This is a genomic window from Pseudomonas sp. Z1-29 (assembly GCF_051131995.1).
Classification (GTDB): Bacteria; Pseudomonadota; Gammaproteobacteria; order Pseudomonadales; family Pseudomonadaceae; genus Aquipseudomonas.
In genome coordinates this window covers 4,405,481-4,422,606 of the sequence record NZ_CP071645.1, presented here as the reverse complement: position 1 = coordinate 4,422,606, position 17,126 = coordinate 4,405,481, and the positions used below count along the sequence as shown (strand labels likewise).

Here is a 17,126-nt window from a genome sequence, read left to right as displayed (position 1 = left end):
TTCCCTGTGGGAGCGAGCCTGCTCGCGAATTCGGTCTGTCAGCCAACGTTGGGGCAGGCCGGTCCACCGTCATCGCGAGCAGGCTCGCTCCCACATTTGATCCAGTCGAGCCAGGTATGGAGCTAAGACCCAGCCATCCCGCAGAGTTCCTCAAGCCACGCGCAAAACCTTCAAGACAAATGCATATTCGAGCGCTACGTCACGCAATCCCTGGTAGCGGCCGCTCATGCCGCCATGGCCAGCGCCCAGTTCGGTCTTGAGCAGCAGCGGGTTTTCGTCGGTCTTGGTCGCGCGCAGTTTCGCCACCCACTTGGCCGCTTCCCAGTACTGCACGCGGCTGTCGTTGTAGCCGGCGATCACCAGCATTGCCGGATACGCCTGGGCGCGGACGTTTTCGTACGGCGCGTAGGCCCGGATCCGATCATAGACGTCCGGCTCCTCGGGGTTGCCCCATTCGTCGTATTCGGTCACGGTCAGTGGCAGTTCGGGGTCGAGCATGGTGTTGAGCACGTCGACGAACGGCACTTCGGCGATCGCCACCTTGAACAGCTCCGGGCGTTGGTTGAGGACTGCGCCGATCAGCAGGCCACCGGCGCTGCCGCCGCTGATCGCCAACTGATCGGCCGAGGTGAAGCCCTGGGCGATCAGGTGCTCGGCGCAAGCGATGAAATCACTGAAAGTGTTGTGCTTGTGCTCCTGCTTGCCGGCGCGATACCAGGCCTCGCCCAGTTCGCCGCCGCCACGCACATGGGCGATGGCAAACGCTACACCACGATCCAGCAGGCTCAAGCGCGAATGGGAGAACCACGGGTCGAGGCTTTCGCCATAGGCGCCGTAGCCGTACAAGTACAGCGGCACGGGCTTGCCCAAGGCCTCACGCTTGACCACCACGCTGATGGGCACTTGCGTACCGTCCGGTGCCGTCGCCCAAAGCCGTTGGCTGACATACGCATCGGCATCAAACGGACCCAGTACCGGGGTTTGCTTGAGTACGACTTGAACACCGCTGGCCAGGTCCAGCTGGCGGATCTGCGCCGGACGATTCAGCGCTTCGTAGCGCAGGCGAATGCGCTCGCTGACAAACTCCAGGCTGTTCTGCACGTGCAGGCTGTAGGCCGCGTCCGGCAATTGCACCCGATAGGCCGGTAAACCTTGTGGGTGGACTTCGATGATCGGCAGGCCGCCCTCGCGCAGGCTCAATGTCATGGCGCTGCCGTTCAGGCTCAGGCCGTCGATCATCACCGTGTCACTGTGGGGGATCAGGTTCTGCCAGTCGGCTTCGGCCGGCGCTTCGCCCATATCGGGCGCCTGGTACAGGGCGAAATTGATGCCGTCGCGGTTGCTGCGGATGAACCAGGTCCATTGTCCTTCGAGCAGGCCATGGTCGACATCGTATTCGTGGTTCTCTACCCGTGGCGCGACGCAGGTAAACGGTTGTTGTGGTTGCGCCGCGTCCAGCACCCAGACTTCGCTGGTGGTCTTGCTGCCCAGGGACAGGATCAACTGCCGCTCGGAGCTTGAACGGTAGCAATGCAGGAAAAAGCGCCCGTCCGGCTCATGGAACACTTCTTCGGCGGCGGTGCCGTCCAGGCGATAGCGCAGCAGCTTGTGCGGGCGATGGGTATCGTCAAGTTCGCCGAAGAACAGCGTCAGGCTGTCGTTGGCCCAGGTCATGCTGCCGTCGCAGTTTTCGAAGGACAGCTCGCTGACCTTGTCGTTGGATAGCTCCTTGACGAACAGCGTGTAGATCTCATCGCCGCTGGTGTCCAGGCTGTAGGCCAGACGCTGATGGTCGGGGCTGATGCTGAACGCGCCGAGGGAGAAGAAACCGCCGTCGGCCAGCGCGTTCGGGTCCAGCAACAGCTGCTCACGACTTTCATCGACCGTCAGGCTGTCATCGGCCGGACGCGGGCAACGGTAATGGCGAGCGTATTCATCGCCCGCCGTGGTGCGGGTGTAATACAGGTAAGGGCCCCAGGGCGAAGGCAGGGAGAGGTCGGTTTCGAGGATTCGTCCCTTGATTTCCTGGAACAGCGTTTCGCGCAGTTCGGCCTGATCGGCGAGCCGGGCTTGCTGGTAGCTGTTTTCAGCCTTCAGGTATTCGAGCACGGCGTCGGTGTCGCGCTCCTGCAGCCAGGCGTAGGGGTCAACACCGGGGGCCTTGCGGGCAATCGGGGCGTCGGGAACGTGGGCGGATAGGGGCATGGAAAAACTCTCAAGCATGGTACGAACAGGGACAAGTGGCCGACGGGGTCAGTTCGGTAGCCGGACCGAAAAACTCACCCCGCCGGGCATCCGGCAGATGCCGGGGCAGCCTGACGAGCGAAAAGCCGTTACTATAAGCGCCTCTTTGCCTGCCTTGCCATGGACACCATGACCGAGAACGATTATCTGATTGCCTGGGGTCTCTACGCCTTCGCCGCCCTCGGCTGCCTCCTGGTGTGGATGCGCATGACCCGCTTCATGTGGCGCTGGTTGCGCGAGCCGCTGCGGCTGCTGATGGCGGTGTTGCTGTTCAGCCCGACCATCGTCGACCCGGTGAAGGAAAAGGTCGCCCCGGCGCTGGCCATTGCCGCCCTGGACTTGCTCTTCAAGGTTGGCAACAACGTCTGGCGCGCAGCGTCCGACCTGCTCATGTACGCCATGATCGCCTTCGGCCTCTATCTGGTCCTGGTGCTGATCCGTATTCCTGTCGAACGCGCGGCCAAGGCTCGCCAGGAGCGGGCCGCCGCAGCCAAAGCGGCCGCCGCTGCCGAGCCTGACGACGAGCCTGCGTTCGGCGTGGCCGGTGATGACCGTTATGGTCGCCCACCCGTGCCGAGCAATCCCCAGCGTTCGCGTATCGAACCGCGCCTGTAACCGGGCTGCCCAATCAAACGAGGGTTCGAGCATGTGTGAGTTATTGGGCATGAGCGCCAATGTGCCGACCGATATCGTCTTCAGCTTCACCGGGCTGATGCAGCGCGGCGGCAGGACCGGGCCGCACCGCGACGGCTGGGGCATCGCTTTTTATGAAGGCCGTGGCCTGCGCCTGTTCCAGGACCCGGCCGCCAGCAGCGAGTCGGAAGTGGCGAACCTGGTGCAACGCTATCCGATCAAGAGCGAAGTGGTCATCGGTCACATCCGCCAGGCCAACGTCGGCAAGGTCTGCCTGTCTAACACCCACCCGTTCGTGCGGGAGTTGTGGGGGCGCAACTGGTGTTTCGCCCACAACGGCCAGCTCGCCGATTTCCAGCCGGGCGTGAGTTTCTACCGCCCGGTGGGCGATACCGACAGCGAGGCGGCATTCTGCGACCTGCTCAACCGCGTGCGCCAGGCTTATCCTGAGCCGGTGGAGGTCGAGCAGTTGCTGCCGGCCTTGATCGAGGCGTGCAGCGAATACCGCAGCAAGGGCGTATTCAATTGCCTGCTCAGCGACGGCGACTGGCTGTTCTGCTATTGCTCGACCAAACTGGCGCAGATCACCCGGCGCGCACCGTTCGGCCCGGCGCGGCTGAAGGATGTGGACGTGATTGTCGATTTCCAGGCCGAAACCACGCCCAACGACGTGGTCACGGTGATTGCCACCGAACCCTTGACCGAAAACGAAACCTGGACCCGCTACGAACCGGGCCAATGGAGCCTGTGGCGACGCGGCGAATGCGTCAGCCACGGCCGGACCGAATAAGGACGTCACGTTATGTTGCTCAGTTATCTACGGTTGGTGTTGTTCGCGGTGGGCCTGCTGGTTGGGGTCCAGGTGCCGGGCTTCGTCAATGATTACGCCAAGCGGGTCGAGGCCCACCTGATCGAGGCGCAGACTGGCCTGCAGGGGTTCCAGGGCACCGCCAACCAGTTCTTCAAGGGTGACATGCAGGCCCTGGTGGCGCATTACCGCGCCAGCGAAGACCCGATCTTTCGCAGCGATGCCGACAGCCTGAACACCTTGCTCGTGCGCCAGCAGGCTTTGGACAAGCAGTTCCAGGCAATGCAGGGCCCGTGGTACATCCGCCTGCTGCAGGTGGCCCTGGCCGCCGATCCGGACATCCGCAAGGAAACCTGGAACGGCTACAGCTACCAGATCCTGCTGACCCCCGAGGCGATGATCTGGGGCATCAGCGGCGCGATGTTGCTGTCGTTCGGCCTGGAATGCCTGTTCCGCCTGATCGACTGGGTGGTGCTGGGTGGCAAGCGCCTGCGCCAGAGCCGGCCGATCGAAGAGCGTGACCTGCGCGGACTGTAGCGCCGCGCTGGGCTCCTGTGGCGAGGGGATTTATCCCCGCTGGGTCGCGAAGCGGCCCCAACAAGGCCGCATGCAGTATCAGACAGGGTTACTGATGGGGCTGCTTTGCAGCCCAGCGGGGATAAATCCCCTCGCCACAACGGCGCGTGCCCAACCTACCCAATCAACTTTTTCTTATGACCCGGCCAAGGTTTTATTCGTTGGACGCGATCGACCGTGGGCTCAAGAATCGGGGCAACGGTCTCCACGTCAGCGTCGTCGAGACTCACAACAATAAAACCCGTGGAGAACCACCATGAGTGCACCCGACACGCTCGGCGTCCCCCAACCCCAGGCCCGCTCCGGACCGTTCGATTGGTATCGCAACATCAACCAGCAGGAACGGCGCACCTTCTGGAGCTGCAAGATCGGTTACGCCCTGGACGGCATGGACACCCAGATGCTCAGCTTCGTGGTGCCGACGCTCATCGCGATGTGGGGCATCAGCACGGGTGAAGCGGGGCTGATTCACACCAGCACCTTGATCGCTTCGGCCATCGGCGGCTGGGTGGCGGGCATTCTCTCGGACCGCATCGGTCGGGTGCGCACGTTGCAATTGACGGTATTGTGGTTCGCCTTCTTCACCTTCCTCTGCGGTTTCGCCCAGAACTACGAACAACTGTTGATCGCCCGCACGCTGATGGGCTTCGGCTTCGGCGGCGAGTGGACCGCCGGCGCCGTGTTGATGGGCGAAGTGATTCGCGCCAAGGACCGTGGCAAGGCGGTCGGCATGGTGCAATCGGGCTGGGCCCTGGGCTGGGGCATGACGGCGATTCTGTATGCGCTGCTGTTCTCGGTGCTGCCGCCGGAAGACGCCTGGCGCGCATTGTTCATCCTCGGCATCGTGCCGGCGGTGTTCGTGATCTTCGTTCGCCGGCTGGTCAAGGATCCGGAAGTCTATAACCAGGCCAAGGCCCGGCTGACGCCCGAGAACCCGGCGAAGTTCTACGAGATTTTTGCCCCTGGCATTCTGTTCACGACGATTCGAGCCTCGCTGCTGACCACTGGCGCGCTGGGTGGCTACTACGCCATCACCTCCTGGCTGCCGACCTTCCTGAAAAACGAGCGCGGCTTGAGCGTCCTGAGTACCGGCGGCTACCTGGCGATGGTGATCGTCGGCTCGTATGTGGGTTACGTCATCAGCGCCTATCTATCCGACATCCTCGGGCGCAAGAAGAATTTCGTCCTGTTTGCCGTCGGTTCCTTCACTATCGTGCTGCTGTATACCCAGGTGCCGGTGAGCAACAACGTGATGCTGTGGCTGGGCTTCCCCTTGGGCTTCTTCGCTTCGGGCATGTTCAGCGGCATGGGGTCGTTCCTCACCGAACTGTTCCCCACGCGCATCCGCGGATCGGGGCAGGGCTTCTGCTACAACATTGGCCGCGCGGTGGCGGCGCTGTTTCCGCTGTTGATCGGTATCCTGAGCCAGAAGGTGCCGCTGAGCGTCGGCATCGGAGCCTTCGCGGCGGTGTCCTATGGCGTGGTGATCCTGGCGGCCCTGAGCCTGCCGGAGACTCAGGGCAAGCAGTTGGAAGCCGACTGATTGATAACCTGTGGGGGCGCGATCCCCATGGTCCATAACAAAGAATCCACAGGAGCGTTCACCGTGAACCGCCTGCTACTGAACTGCGACATTGGCGAAAGCTTCGGCAACTGGACCATGGGTCTGGACGCCGAGGTGATGCCCTTTATCGATTGCGCCAACATCGCCTGCGGCTTTCATGCCGGCGACCCGAGCATCATGCGCAAGACCGTCAGCCTCGCCCTGAGCCACGGCGTACGGATCGGCGCGCACCCGGCCTATCAGGACCTGGCGGGCTTCGGCCGCCGCTCCATGGCCTATGGCGCCCAGGAGCTGCAAGACCTGCTGCACTACCAGATCGGCGCCCTGGACGGTATCTGCCGGGCCCAGGGTGGACAGGTCAGCTACGTCAAACCTCACGGTGCGATGTACAACGACATGATGGCCAACCCGGCGCAACTGCGTGCTGTTATCGAGGCCATCGCCGCGTATGACCGGCAGTTGCCGCTGATGCTGCTGGCGACCCGGGACAACAGCGCCGCCCAGGCCCTGGGCGACGAATACGGTGTGACCCTGTGGTTCGAAGCCTTCGCCGACCGGGCCTATGACAGCGCCGGTCGCCTGGTCTCGCGGCAGTTGCCGGGGGCGGTGCATCACGATTCCGAGGTGATCATCGGGCAGGCGCTGACCATTGCCCGCAGCGACGCGCTGACGGCCAGCGACGGCAGCGCCTTGAATCTGCACGCCGATACGTTGTGCGTGCACGGCGACAACGCCAGCTCCGTGGCGGCCGTGCAGCGTATCCGCGAGGCCCTCGACCGGCAGAGCGCGCCATGAAACCACGCGTGGAAGTGGTGGCGGTGGACTGCCTGATGGTGCGCCTGTTCGACGAAATCGCCGAGGCCAACATGCCGTGGATGCTCGCTGCCAGCGCGCGCCTGCGCGCGGTTTTCGCCGATGATCTGATTGATCTGGTGCCGTCCTACACCACCCTGATGGTGCATTACGATTTGCTCGCCCTGACTCCGAACCAGGCCCGCGAGTTGATCGGCGAAGCGCTGAACAACCTCTCGCCGGATGCCCGGTCCGCCGGGCAATGCCATGTGCTGCCGGTGTGGTACGACCCAAGTGTCGGGCCGGAGCTGGACCTGCTGGCGAGCCGCAGCGGGTTGACGGTGACGCAAGTCATCCAGCGTCACAGTGAGCGGGAATATCAGGTGTTCGCCCTGGGCTTCGCGCCGGGATTCGCTTTCATGGGGCTGGTGGACGAGGAACTGGCCGCACCGCGACTCGACACCCCACGCAAACGGGTCGCGGCGGGCAGCGTCGGAATCGCCGAGCGCCAGACCGCCGCGTATCCGGTGGTATCGCCTGGCGGCTGGAACCTGATCGGCCGCACCTCGACCAAATTGTTCGACCGCGAGCGCGACGGCTACAGCCTGATGCAACCCGGCGACACGGTGCGTTTTACCGCTGTCGATCACGCTGAGTTCATAGGCCTGGGCGGCGACGACACACCGTTGGAGGCACAGGCATGAGCCGTTTGTTGATCGAGGCCAGCACAGCGCTGTGCCTGTTGCAGGATACTGGCCGCTTTGGCGTCAGGCACCTGGGCGTGACCCAGGGCGGCGCGGCGGACTGGCTGTCGATGAGCTGGGCCAACTGGATGCTGGGCAACGCCCCGGATGCCGCAGTGGTGGAAATCACCCTCGGCGGTTTTACCGTGGTGGCCGAGGAGGATTGCGTGCTGGCGCTGGCCGGTGCGGACCTGGGCGCGCGGATAGACGGCCAGGGCGTGGCGTCGTGGCGCTTCTTCAGCCTGCGCCAAGGCCAGACGTTGGCGCTCACTCAGCCGGTGCTCGGTGCCCGCGCCTACCTGGCGGCTCCCGGCGGCTTTAATGCGCCCGCGGTGCTGGGCAGCCGGGCGACGGTGGTACGCGAGGAACTCGGTGGCCTGGATGGGCGGGGGCGGGCGCTGAGTCGCGGTGAGCAGCTGAGTTATTCAGGCTCGGCAACGCCTCGGCCGATGCCCCACAGGCGGATTCCGGATTTTCAGCAGCTGCAGCCGCTGGACCTGATTCTCGGTGCGCAAAATGGCGCGTTCAGCGGACGCAGCCTGTTCGACGCCTTCAATACACCATGGACGCTGGACAGTCGCGCCGATCGCATGGGCATGCGCTTGCTCGGTCCGGCGCTGGAATACCAGGGCCCGGCGATGATTTCCGAAGGCATTCCGCTCGGCGCCGTGCAGGTGCCGCCGGACGGCCAACCGATCGTGCTGCTCAATGATCGGCAGACCATCGGCGGTTATCCGCGCCTGGGCGCCTTGACGCCGCTGTCCCTGGCCCGGCTGGCGCAATGCCTGCCAGGGACGCAGCTGCGGTTGCGGCCGGTGGTGCAGGCCGTTGCGCATCGGCAGCAGGTTGAGTGTATGCGGGGGTTGTTAACCGCTAAAAGCTTCGTCGGATCGCCGCCCGGAGCAGGCTCGCTCCCACAGGGTGGACCCCATATGTGACGAAGATTCAGTGTGGGAGCGAGCCTGCTCGCGAAGAGGCCCTGAAAGGCACCAAAAATCTTATTTGGAAAGAAACCGCATCCCTTCCTCCAACCCTCGCAACGTCAGCGGATACATCCGGTCCTCCACCAACTCACGGACGATATTGGTCGAGGCGGTGTAACCCCAGGTGTCTTTCGGGTACGGATTGATCCAGATGAGCTTCTTGTACTTCTCCATGAAGCGTTGCATCCACACATAACCGGCTTCTTCGTTCCAGTGCTCGACGCTGCCGCCGGCCTGGGTGATCTCGTAAGGGGCCATGGCCGCGTCGCCGATAAAGATCACTTTGTAGTCGGCGCCGTATTTGTGCAGCAGGTCCTGGGTCGACGTGCGCTCCGAGGTGCGACGCAGGTTGTTCTTCCACACCGATTCGTAGACGAAGTTGTGGAAGTAGAAATACTCCAGATGCTTGAACTCGGTCTTGCAGGCCGAGAACAGCTCCTCGCAGATCTTCACATGGGCGTCCATCGAGCCGCCGATGTCGAACAGCAGCAGGAGCTTGACGGTGTTGCGTCGCTCCGGGCGCATCTGGATGTTCAAGAGGCCAGCGTCCCGGGCGGTGTGATCGATGGTGCCGTCGATGTCCAGCTCTTCGGCCGCGCCCTGGCGGGCAAACTTGCGCAGGCGGCGCAGGGCGATCTTGATGTTGCGGGTGCCCAGTTCCACCTGGTCGTCGAGGTTCTTGTACTCGCGCTGGTCCCAGACTTTCACGGCCTTGCCCTGGCGCTTGCCAGCGTCGCCGACCCGGATACCTTCGGGGTTGAAGCCGCCGGAACCGAACGGGCTGGTGCCGCCGGTGCCGATCCACTTGTTGCCGCCGGCGTGGCGTTCCTTCTGTTCTTCCAGACGCTTCTTGAACTCTTCGATCAGCTTGTCCAGACCGCCCAGGGACTGGATCTGCGCCCGTTCCTCATCGGTCAGGGAGCGCTCGAACTCCTTGCGCAACCAGTCCTCGGGAATCAACGCCTGCAGATGATCATCAAGTTTTTCCAGGCCATTGAAGTAAGCGCCGAACGCTCGGTCGAACTTGTCGAAGTGCCGTTCGTCCTTCACCAGGATGGCCCGGGACAGGTAATAGAACTCGTCCATGTCGGCGAAGATCACCCGCTGTTTCAGCGCGTTGATCAGGTCCAGCAGTTCGCGCACCGACACCGGCACCTTGGCGGCGCGCATCTCATTGAACAGGTTAAGCAGCATGGCAATCGCCCTCGCTCTTGTTGGACGAAGAGGATCAGCGAGTGCCGCGACGGCTCATGAACGCCAGGCGCTCGAGCAATTGCACGTCCTGTTCGTTCTTGACCAGGGCGCCGGCCAGCGGCGGGATAGCCTTGGTCGGATCACGCTCGCGCAGCACCGCTTCGCCGATGTTGTCGGCCATCAGCAGCTTGAGCCAGTCCACCAGCTCGGAGGTGGAAGGTTTTTTCTTCAGGCCCGGTACCTTGCGCACGTCGAAGAACACGTCCAGCGCTTCGCTGACCAGGTCTTTCTTGATGTCCGGGTAGTGCACGTCGACGATTTTCTGCAGGGTGGCGCGGTCGGGGAAGGCGATGTAATGGAAGAAGCAGCGGCGCAGGAAGGCGTCCGGCAGTTCCTTTTCGTTGTTGGAGGTAATGATGATGATCGGGCGCTGCTTGGCCTTGATGGTTTCGTCCGTCTCGTAGACGTAGAACTCCATCTTGTCGAGTTCCTGCAGCAAGTCGTTGGGGAACTCGATGTCGGCCTTGTCGATTTCGTCGATCAGCAGGATGACCCGCTCTTCGGACTCGAACGCTTCCCAGAGCTTGCCCTTCTTCAAGTAGTTGCGCACGTCGTGGACCTTGTCCACGCCCAGCTGTGAATCCCGCAGGCGGCTGACCGCATCGTATTCGTACAGGCCCTGGTGGGCCTTGGTCGTGGACTTGATGTGCCATGTGATCAGGCGCGCGCCGAAGGACTCCGCCAGTTGTTCGGCCAGCATGGTCTTGCCGGTGCCCGGTTCGCCCTTGACCAGCAACGGCCGTTCCAGGGTGATGGCGGCGTTCACCGCCAGTTTCAGGTCATCGGTGGCCACGTAGGCGCGGGTGCCTTCGAACTTCATCTGCAAATCCTCGAACGGTGTCGCCGGCCCGGCGAGGCGGGGCGCGCGAAATAAATGTCGTGCCCGACTATAACGCGCGGCCCCGCCGACTGTGAACGCAGACGCTGTATTCAGTCTCTGAATGGGGCGTCACATGTTGACTCAGTCTCGGCGTCTTGCCAGTATTGCCTATCGCCAAATCGGCGATACATTCGATGGCATGTCCACTAAATATCGATTCAGAGATACCTATCGCATCCAATTGCGGGAAAGGGATCATCCACCTCCCCATGTCCACCTCACCGGTGGCGGAGTGGATGTCGTCCTGAGCCTGGAAACCGTTGAAGTCATGATGGGCCGCGCTCCGCCATTGATTATCAAGGAAGCGCTGGACTGGGTCCGGGCCCATCAGGCGCAACTGCTGGAGGATTGGCAACGATGCTACCCATGAAACGGCCGCGGCTAATGGCCGTGCAGCCTTTATTGCCGTTCAGTCTCGAACTGACATTCATCGACGGTCAGCAACTGAGGCTGGACTTGAGCGCCGATGTGCAAAGTTATCCGGGCTTGCAGCCATTGCTTGAAGACGGTGCGTTTGGTGGCGCAGCCCTGGGCGACGACGGCTGGAGTGTGGAGTGGCCGGACCTGGATATCCAGATCGGCGCCGACACCTTGTATTTCAACGCATTGGCCCAGAACGCCGCGGATGAAAACACCCGTATTTTCATCGATTGGCGCGCCCGAACCGGGTTGTCGTTGAACAAGGCGGCCGAAGCGCTGGGGGTCAGTCCTCGCAGTATCACTCGCTACAGCAGCGGCCGTGAGGCGGTACCGCGATCGCTGGCTCTTGCATGCCTGGGCTGGGACTCTCTGCAGCGCGGTACGGGCCGGGCGGTGGCGGAGCGAAAAGGTCGCTACGTTGTCACTCCCAAGACCTAGTCTTTGGAGGGCGGCGGCTGTTCATAACGCGCATTGAAGGCCTGGACGAAACCGTTGCGCAGAATCTGCAGGAAGGCTTCGAAGGCGCTGATGTTCTGCTGGTGCACGTTGCCGCTGAGCTCCACGCGAGTGGCGAACTGGTTCTTGCTCTGGTTTTTCAGGGCGGTTTCGCCCGTGCCGACCAAGGCTTCCCAGACCGAACGGAAGATGTTCTTGTTCTTGTTTTCGACGTCCTGTTGCCAGTCGAACACGTCCACATCGCGAAGCAGTGGCTTGATGTAACCGCTGAGCCGGGCGTTGTCGGCTTCGGCCTCGACTACAAGGTCGCCGTGGCCGGCGTTGAAGTCGAACTTGCCATAGGCCGCGGCAAAGTCGTTCAGGCGCTTGAGCTCGATGTTGGTGGCGCGCAGGCGGAAATCGAAATCCTCGAAGTCGCTCAATGGATCGAAGGTTGCCTGGACTTCCAGTGGCGCATGCTCGGCCACCAGGGCCTTGCCTTCGAAACGGGCGTCGCGCTTGCCTTCGGTGTCGACCACATTGGTCAGGTTATAAAAGCTGGCGTTGACGTTGGTAGCTCGCAGATTGACCGGTGGTTTGGAGTTGAAGTTGCGAAACGTGGCCTTGCCGTCGCTGATCCGCACCTCGTTCAGGGTGATGGGCATCAGTTTGCTCAATTGTTCACGCCAATTGGTACCCCGGCCGGTCTGGGAATTCTGCCGGTTGGGCCCGCCGTCAACGAAGTTGACCTCGGGATGGGTGAACTCCACGGCGGCGACCACCGCATGGTCATACCAGAGCGAGTGCCAGCTCACGGACAGGTCGACCAGCGGCGCGTCGACGAATGGCACCGGGATCTTGCCATCGACCTTGACGATTTTTAGGCCATTGATCCGGTAGGCGCCGCGCCAGAGCGCGAGGTCGACATCGCTGACCTGGCCGCGGTAGTCGCCCATGTCCGCCAATTTATCGTTCAGGTAGTCGCGCACCAGATAAGGCAGCGCGAAATGCACGGCCACCAGCAGTGCAACGATGGCGACGAAGGCCCACAGTGGCCAACTGTATCGACGCTTCATGTCAGTAGTCTCCGTTGTTAAAGCCATTGACTCTCGTAACAACTGGAACGTTCGCTGCAACTGGACGCCCTTTGGCAACAGGCTTACCTTTAAGCGCTAAATTCCCTCTGCATTAAGGACCCGGTCATGAGTCGTATATACGCTGACAACGCCCATTCCATCGGCAATACGCCACTGGTGCAGATCAACCGCATCGCCCCGCGCGGCGTGACCATCCTGGCGAAGATCGAAGGGCGCAACCCGGGTTATTCGGTCAAGTGCCGGATCGGTGCAAACATGATCTGGGACGCTGAAAGCTCAGGTCGTCTCAAGCCCGGCATGACCATCGTCGAGCCAACCTCGGGCAATACCGGCATTGGCCTGGCGTTCGTCGCCGCCGCCCGTGGCTACAAGCTGATGCTGACCATGCCGGCGTCCATGAGCATCGAGCGGCGCAAGGTGCTCAAGGCGCTGGGCGCGGAGCTGGTGCTCACCGAGCCGGCCAAGGGTATGAAGGGCGCCATCGAGAAGGCCGCCGAGATCCTCGCCAGCGACCCGTCGAAATATTTCATGCCGCAGCAGTTCGATAATCCGGCGAACCCGGCGATCCACGAAAAAACCACCGGTCCGGAGATCTGGAACGATACCGATGGCGCGGTGGACGTGCTGGTCGCGGGCGTGGGCACGGGTGGAACCATCACCGGGGTTTCGCGGTATATCAAGAACACCTGCGGCAAACCGATCCTGTCGGTGGCGGTGGAGCCCGAGGCGTCGCCGGTGATTACCCAGGCGATGGCGGGGCAGGAGATCAAGCCGAGCCCGCACAAGATCCAGGGGATCGGTGCGGGTTTTGTACCGAAGAACCTCGATCTGTCGATTGTCGATCAGGTCGAGCGCGTCACCGATGAGGAGTCCAAGGCCATGGCCCTGCGCCTGATGCAGGAAGAGGGCATCCTTTGCGGCATTTCCTGCGGCGCGGCCATGGCCGTGGCGGTGCGCCTGGCGGAGAAGCCGGAAATGCTGGGCAAGACGATCGTGGTGATCCTGCCTGATTCGGGCGAACGGTACCTGTCGAGCATGTTGTTCAGTGACCTGTTTACCGAGCAGGAGACTCAGCAGTAACTGAACGCTGGATTTAGCGGGGGAAGGCTCTTGTGGCGAGGGAGCTTGCTCCCGCTCGACTGCGAAGCAGGCGCCCGGGATTGAGGCGTGCCGCCGATTGCAGGGCGCGCTTCGCACGCCAGCGGGGGAAGGCTCCCTCGCCACAAAAAGATCTCGCCCTCTGGAGGGCAGGTGGAAGATCGTTCGATGCGTCAGCCAAGGTTCAGCTGACGCGTGTTAACAAGGGCTTTGTTGCGTAATCCTCAACAGTCACGTCTGACAATGTTTCATCTGCACGAGGATATCTAACATGGCCAGCCGCCGCGTCGGGCTGATGGCGCTGCGCAATTCAAACAAGGAGTTGAAAGAAATGAGCGTTTCGTTTGTCGCCAAGGCCTCGGTGTTGCTGCTGTTTGTGGGCAGTACGCTTTTTGTGCATTTGCGTGGCAAGGCGCGTCTGCCGGTGTTGCGCCAGTTCGTCAACCACTCGGCGTTGTTTGCCCCTTACAACGCCTTGATGTACTTGTTTTCCAAGGTGCCCTCCAAACCCTATCTGGATCGCCGCGAGTTTCCTGAGCTGGACGTCCTCAAGGAAAACTGGCAAGTGATCCGCGACGAAGCCATGCATCTTTTCGACGACGGTTATATCCGCGCCGCCGAGAAAAACAACGACGCCGGTTTCGGTTCGTTCTTCAAGAAAGGCTGGAAGCGCTTCTACCTCAAGTGGTACGACAAGCCGCTGCCATCGGCGGAGTTGTTGTGCCCCCGGACCGTCGAGCTGGTCAACCGGATTCCCAACGTGCGGGGCGCGATGTTTGCCCTGTTGCCGGGGGGCAGCCATCTCAATCCCCATCGTGACCCATTCGCCGGTTCGCTGCGTTATCACCTGGGGCTGTCCACTCCCAACTCCGATGATTGCCGGATCTTCGTCGACGGGCAGGTCTACGCCTGGCGTGACGGTGAAGACGTGATGTTCGATGAAACGTATGTGCACTGGGTCCGCAATGAAACAGACCAGACGCGCGTGATCCTGTTCTGCGATATCGAGCGTCCCCTCAAAAACCCATTGATGACTCGTTTCAATCGCGCCATCAGTGCCTTCCTCGGCCGAGCCACCGCGCCGCAGAACCTGGACGACGAGCACGTCGGCGGCATCAACCGCGCCTATGCCTGGAGCAAGACGTTCAGCGACGGTATCAGCTGCCGAGTCAAGCAATTCAAGCGCCGGCATCCCAAGGCCTATCGGGTGATGCGACCGGTGTTGGCGGTGGCTGTGTTGACGGCGCTGGGCTACTGGTTGTTCGTTTAAACATTGCGTTACACATCGGCCGCTGGTTATAGTCGGCGCTCGGTCTTCGGACCCATCCCTCAAGAGATCGGCTCATGCCTGCATTCCCATTCACCGCGGTTGTGGTTCCAGCGTTCAACGCTGGCGTCGTGCCGTGCGGGAATCCGCAGCCTGAGCAGATCGGTCAATACCCTCCACCTGTCAGTCGCTCACCGGTATACGCCTGCGTATCACCGCCGGGTGTTGGCGTTCGGGGCTGATCGGCAACGGTTGCCGTCCCCTGTGCCTGCCTGAAAAAAACGACTGGATTTCAGCTTCGGCTGAGTTGGCTTTTTGCCTGACTACAGGTGGTTTTCATGTTTTCCTTTTCCAAGAACGCCTTATTGGCGACGGCTTCCACGAGCCTGTTCGTTTTGTTGTGGAGCAGCGGAGCGATCTTTTCCAAACTGGGCCTGGCCCACGCGTCACCCTTCGCTTTCCTGCTGATCCGTTTTGCGCTTGCGCTGTGCGCGCTGGTGCTGTTGATCCCGCTGTTGAAGTTCAAGCTGCCGAAGGCTGGCAAGCCGATGCTGTACGCGGCGGCGACCGGCCTGGTGTTGTTGGGTGCCTATCAGATTTTCTATCTGCTGGCGCTGCAATTGAACGTTACGCCCGGTGTGATGGCCACGTTGATGGGCGTACAACCGATCCTCACCGTGGTGCTCATGGAGCGCGAGCGTTCCTGGCAACGGATGTTCGGCCTGGCGCTGGGCCTGGTGGGCTTGATCATGGTGGTGTACCAAGGCATTGGCCTGGCCGGCATGTCGTTGACGGGCATGCTGTGCGGGTTGCTGGCGCTGGTGAGCATGACGGCAGGTTCGATCATGCAGAAGCGCATCACCGACAATCCCCTTGGTACATTGCCGGTGCAGTACCTGGCCGGGCTCGTACTGTGCATGGTGTTCGTGCCGTTTCAACCGTTTCACTTCGAGCACAATGCGGGGTTCATCGTGCCGGTGTTGTGGATGGGGCTGGTGGTGTCGGTGTTGGCGACCTTGTTGCTTTACCGCTTGATCGCCCGGGGCAACCTCGTCAACGTCACCAGCCTGTTCTACCTGGTGCCGGCAGTGACGGCGATCATGGACTACCTGGTGTTCGGCAACCGGCTGGCGTTATTGAGCCTGCTGGGCATGGTGCTGATCATCGTCGGGTTGGTGTTTGTGTTCCGTAAAGTCCGCTAGAGCTTCGGTAACTGTCATACCGCTATCGCGAGCAAGCTCGCTCCCACAGGGTTATGCGCAGCCCGTTGTGGGAGCGAGCTTGCTCGCGATGGCGGAGTCAATCACACCGATGTGCTACCGGCCAGACACCTCAGCCGGTTTCGCCCCGCCAGGCTTCAACACCAGCCACAACGCCGCCGCAATCAACACCCCGCCATACAAATGCGCCATCCCCAACGGCTCATCCAGCAACAACGCGCCCCACAGCACGCCGAACGGCGGGATCAAAAAGGTCGTTGTCATGGATTTGACCGGACCGATAGAGCTGAGCAAGCGGAAATACAGAATGTATGCCAGCGCGGTGCACACCAGGCCCAGCCCCAGCAACGATAGCCAGACGCTCCAGCCGCCCCAACTGGCCGGCGGTTGGCTGATGACGCTGTAACCGAACAACGGCAACAGGAAAACCGTGGCGCCGAACATGCTGCCCAGGGCGGATAGGCGGCTGTCCAGCCCACCTTGATGGTCGAGCCAACGACGGGTGAGGAAACCGGCAAAACCATAGCAAGTGGTGGCGAGCAGACAGGCGAGGGCACCCATCAGTAACTGGTGGTCGAATGCCACCGGGCCGGCACCGGTCAGGATGCCAACGCCGAACAGGCCGAGGAACACCCCGCTGACCTTGGCCACGGTGAGTTGCTCGCTGAAAAACAACCCGCCAATCAGCACGCCCATCAACGGTGTGGTGGCGTTGAAGATTGCTGAATAACCGGCCGGCAACACCTGGGCGGCAAGGGAATAGAACGTTGCCGGAATGCCCGAGTTGATCAGGCCCAGCACCATCACCGCTTTCAGCTTGCCGCGAAAATTCCAGTCGATACGCATCAGCGCAAGAATGACCAGCAGGCCGACGAAGGCAATGGAAACGCGGAAAAAAGCCGTAGGAATCGTGCCAATCACCGGGGCGATGATGCGCATGAACAGGAAGCTGGCCCCCCAGATGGCGGCCAGCGACAGCAAGCGCAGGGTGTCGACGAGATTCACGAGATGCGTCCTTCCTTGATCGGGCCGCAAGTGTCGCCCCGCCAAACACCGATGGCAATGGTTGCGTTGCCGCTCGGTTGGCCTCTAAGCTCAGTCGCCAATAACAA

At 61.9% G+C, this 17,126-nt stretch carries 17 protein-coding genes; 12 read left to right on the top strand and 5 right to left on the bottom strand.

Translation table 11 applies throughout. From position 1 onward, the window contains the following. Window positions 1-150 precede the first annotated feature (150 nt). Window positions 151-2,205 (bottom strand): S9 family peptidase, encoded by a 2,055-nt coding sequence (locus tag J3P84_RS20045; RefSeq protein WP_434625394.1) that lies wholly within the window; start codon window positions 2,203-2,205, stop codon window positions 151-153. Window positions 2,206-2,364: 159 nt separating this feature from the next. On the opposite strand from J3P84_RS20045, the gene J3P84_RS20040 reads away from it, so the two are divergent. The 7 genes from J3P84_RS20040 to J3P84_RS20010 all read left to right on the top strand — a co-directional run bounded on the left by J3P84_RS20040 (window position 2,365) and on the right by J3P84_RS20010 (window position 8,298). Beyond that, complete coding sequence (locus J3P84_RS20040; RefSeq protein ID WP_305496183.1) at window positions 2,365-2,859, top strand: MFS transporter; 495 nt, start codon at window positions 2,365-2,367, stop codon at window positions 2,857-2,859. 31 nt (window positions 2,860-2,890) lie between these two features. Beyond that, on the top strand, window positions 2,891-3,667 hold the full coding sequence (locus J3P84_RS20035; protein WP_434625392.1) for a class II glutamine amidotransferase: 777 nt from the start codon (window positions 2,891-2,893) through the stop codon (window positions 3,665-3,667). Window positions 3,668-3,679: 12 nt separating this feature from the next. After that, the gene (locus tag J3P84_RS20030) at window positions 3,680-4,222 is read left to right on the top strand and encodes a DUF2937 family protein (protein ID WP_305496181.1); all 543 of its coding nucleotides are present in this window, start codon (window positions 3,680-3,682) and stop codon (window positions 4,220-4,222) included. A 295-nt stretch (window positions 4,223-4,517) separates the two neighbouring features. Then, a complete protein-coding gene (locus tag J3P84_RS20025) occupies window positions 4,518-5,804 on the top strand; it encodes an MFS transporter (RefSeq protein ID WP_434625390.1) in 1,287 nt (428 codons plus the stop codon). A 63-nt stretch (window positions 5,805-5,867) separates the two neighbouring features. Next, entirely contained in the window at window positions 5,868-6,620 is a 753-nt protein-coding gene (locus J3P84_RS20020) for a 5-oxoprolinase subunit PxpA (RefSeq protein WP_434625388.1), read from the top strand. Next, window positions 6,617-7,321: a 5-oxoprolinase subunit PxpB gene (pxpB, locus tag J3P84_RS20015; protein ID WP_434625386.1), complete on the top strand. Its 705-nt coding sequence runs from the start codon at window positions 6,617-6,619 to the stop codon at window positions 7,319-7,321. The genes J3P84_RS20020 and pxpB overlap by 4 nt, the downstream gene beginning before the upstream one ends. Further along, a complete protein-coding gene (locus J3P84_RS20010) occupies window positions 7,318-8,298 on the top strand; it encodes a biotin-dependent carboxyltransferase family protein (RefSeq protein WP_434625384.1) in 981 nt (326 codons plus the stop codon). Before pxpB ends, J3P84_RS20010 begins: the two co-directional genes overlap by 4 nt. A 60-nt stretch (window positions 8,299-8,358) precedes the next feature. On the opposite strand, the gene J3P84_RS20005 is transcribed toward J3P84_RS20010, so the two are convergent. Further along, a complete protein-coding gene (locus tag J3P84_RS20005; RefSeq protein WP_305496176.1) occupies window positions 8,359-9,537 on the bottom strand; it encodes a vWA domain-containing protein in 1,179 nt (392 codons plus the stop codon). 34 nt (window positions 9,538-9,571) lie between these two features. Further along, a complete protein-coding gene (locus J3P84_RS20000; protein ID WP_304550908.1) occupies window positions 9,572-10,417 on the bottom strand; it encodes an AAA family ATPase in 846 nt (281 codons plus the stop codon). Between the two features lie 199 nt (window positions 10,418-10,616). On the opposite strand from J3P84_RS20000, the gene J3P84_RS19995 reads away from it, so the two are divergent. Both J3P84_RS19995 and J3P84_RS19990 read left to right on the top strand, forming a co-directional pair. Further along, window positions 10,617-10,847: a DUF4160 domain-containing protein gene (locus J3P84_RS19995; protein WP_434631445.1), complete on the top strand. Its 231-nt coding sequence runs from the start codon at window positions 10,617-10,619 to the stop codon at window positions 10,845-10,847. Then, window positions 10,835-11,335 carry a DUF2442 domain-containing protein gene (locus tag J3P84_RS19990; RefSeq protein WP_434625382.1) on the top strand — a complete coding sequence of 167 codons (501 nt, stop codon included), beginning with the start codon at window positions 10,835-10,837 and terminating at the stop codon, window positions 11,333-11,335. Before J3P84_RS19995 ends, J3P84_RS19990 begins: the two co-directional genes overlap by 13 nt. On the opposite strand, the gene J3P84_RS19985 is transcribed toward J3P84_RS19990, so the two are convergent. After that, window positions 11,332-12,408, bottom strand: coding sequence for a DUF748 domain-containing protein (locus tag J3P84_RS19985; protein ID WP_434603071.1), 1,077 nt, complete (start codon window positions 12,406-12,408; stop codon window positions 11,332-11,334). The genes J3P84_RS19990 and J3P84_RS19985 overlap by 4 nt on opposite strands. A gap of 126 nt (window positions 12,409-12,534) precedes the next feature. On the opposite strand from J3P84_RS19985, the gene cysK reads away from it, so the two are divergent. The 3 genes from cysK (at window position 12,535) to J3P84_RS19970 (ending at window position 15,996) form a co-directional block, all read left to right on the top strand. Then, window positions 12,535-13,509 (top strand): cysteine synthase A, encoded by a 975-nt coding sequence (gene cysK, locus J3P84_RS19980; protein WP_434569459.1) that lies wholly within the window; start codon window positions 12,535-12,537, stop codon window positions 13,507-13,509. Window positions 13,510-13,858: 349 nt separating this feature from the next. After that, a complete protein-coding gene (locus J3P84_RS19975; RefSeq protein WP_434631442.1) occupies window positions 13,859-14,797 on the top strand; it encodes an aspartyl/asparaginyl beta-hydroxylase domain-containing protein in 939 nt (312 codons plus the stop codon). Window positions 14,798-15,132: 335 nt separating this feature from the next. Further along, window positions 15,133-15,996, top strand: coding sequence for a DMT family transporter (locus tag J3P84_RS19970; RefSeq protein ID WP_434625379.1), 864 nt, complete (start codon window positions 15,133-15,135; stop codon window positions 15,994-15,996). Between the two features lie 114 nt (window positions 15,997-16,110). On the opposite strand, the gene J3P84_RS19965 is transcribed toward J3P84_RS19970, so the two are convergent. Next, complete coding sequence (locus J3P84_RS19965; RefSeq protein WP_434625377.1) at window positions 16,111-17,019, bottom strand: DMT family transporter; 909 nt, start codon at window positions 17,017-17,019, stop codon at window positions 16,111-16,113. Window positions 17,020-17,126: the final 107 nt, after the last annotated feature.

Excerpts from the sequence above, each read along its gene's own strand:
- J3P84_RS20000 (WP_304550908.1), bottom strand. The coding sequence starts at position 10,417 with ATGAAGTTCGAAGGCACCCGCGCCTACGTGGCCACCGATGACCTGAAA.
- J3P84_RS19985 (WP_434603071.1), bottom strand. The coding sequence starts at position 12,408 with ATGAAGCGTCGATACAGTTGGCCACTGTGGGCCTTCGTCGCCATCGTT.
- pxpB (WP_434625386.1), top strand. The coding sequence starts at position 6,617 with ATGAAACCACGCGTGGAAGTGGTGGCGGTGGACTGCCTGATGGTGCGC.
- J3P84_RS20025 (WP_434625390.1), top strand. The coding sequence starts at position 4,518 with ATGAGTGCACCCGACACGCTCGGCGTCCCCCAACCCCAGGCCCGCTCC.
- J3P84_RS19975 (WP_434631442.1), top strand. The coding sequence starts at position 13,859 with ATGAGCGTTTCGTTTGTCGCCAAGGCCTCGGTGTTGCTGCTGTTTGTG.
- J3P84_RS19990 (WP_434625382.1), top strand. The coding sequence starts at position 10,835 with ATGCTACCCATGAAACGGCCGCGGCTAATGGCCGTGCAGCCTTTATTG.
- J3P84_RS19995 (WP_434631445.1), top strand. The coding sequence starts at position 10,617 with ATGTCCACTAAATATCGATTCAGAGATACCTATCGCATCCAATTGCGG.
- J3P84_RS19970 (WP_434625379.1), top strand. The coding sequence starts at position 15,133 with ATGTTTTCCTTTTCCAAGAACGCCTTATTGGCGACGGCTTCCACGAGC.
- J3P84_RS20040 (WP_305496183.1), top strand. The coding sequence starts at position 2,365 with ATGGACACCATGACCGAGAACGATTATCTGATTGCCTGGGGTCTCTAC.
- J3P84_RS20005 (WP_305496176.1), bottom strand. The coding sequence starts at position 9,537 with ATGCTGCTTAACCTGTTCAATGAGATGCGCGCCGCCAAGGTGCCGGTG.
- cysK (WP_434569459.1), top strand. The coding sequence starts at position 12,535 with ATGAGTCGTATATACGCTGACAACGCCCATTCCATCGGCAATACGCCA.
- J3P84_RS20045 (WP_434625394.1), bottom strand. The coding sequence starts at position 2,205 with ATGCCCCTATCCGCCCACGTTCCCGACGCCCCGATTGCCCGCAAGGCC.
- J3P84_RS20010 (WP_434625384.1), top strand. The coding sequence starts at position 7,318 with ATGAGCCGTTTGTTGATCGAGGCCAGCACAGCGCTGTGCCTGTTGCAG.
- J3P84_RS20035 (WP_434625392.1), top strand. The coding sequence starts at position 2,891 with ATGTGTGAGTTATTGGGCATGAGCGCCAATGTGCCGACCGATATCGTC.
- J3P84_RS20030 (WP_305496181.1), top strand. The coding sequence starts at position 3,680 with ATGTTGCTCAGTTATCTACGGTTGGTGTTGTTCGCGGTGGGCCTGCTG.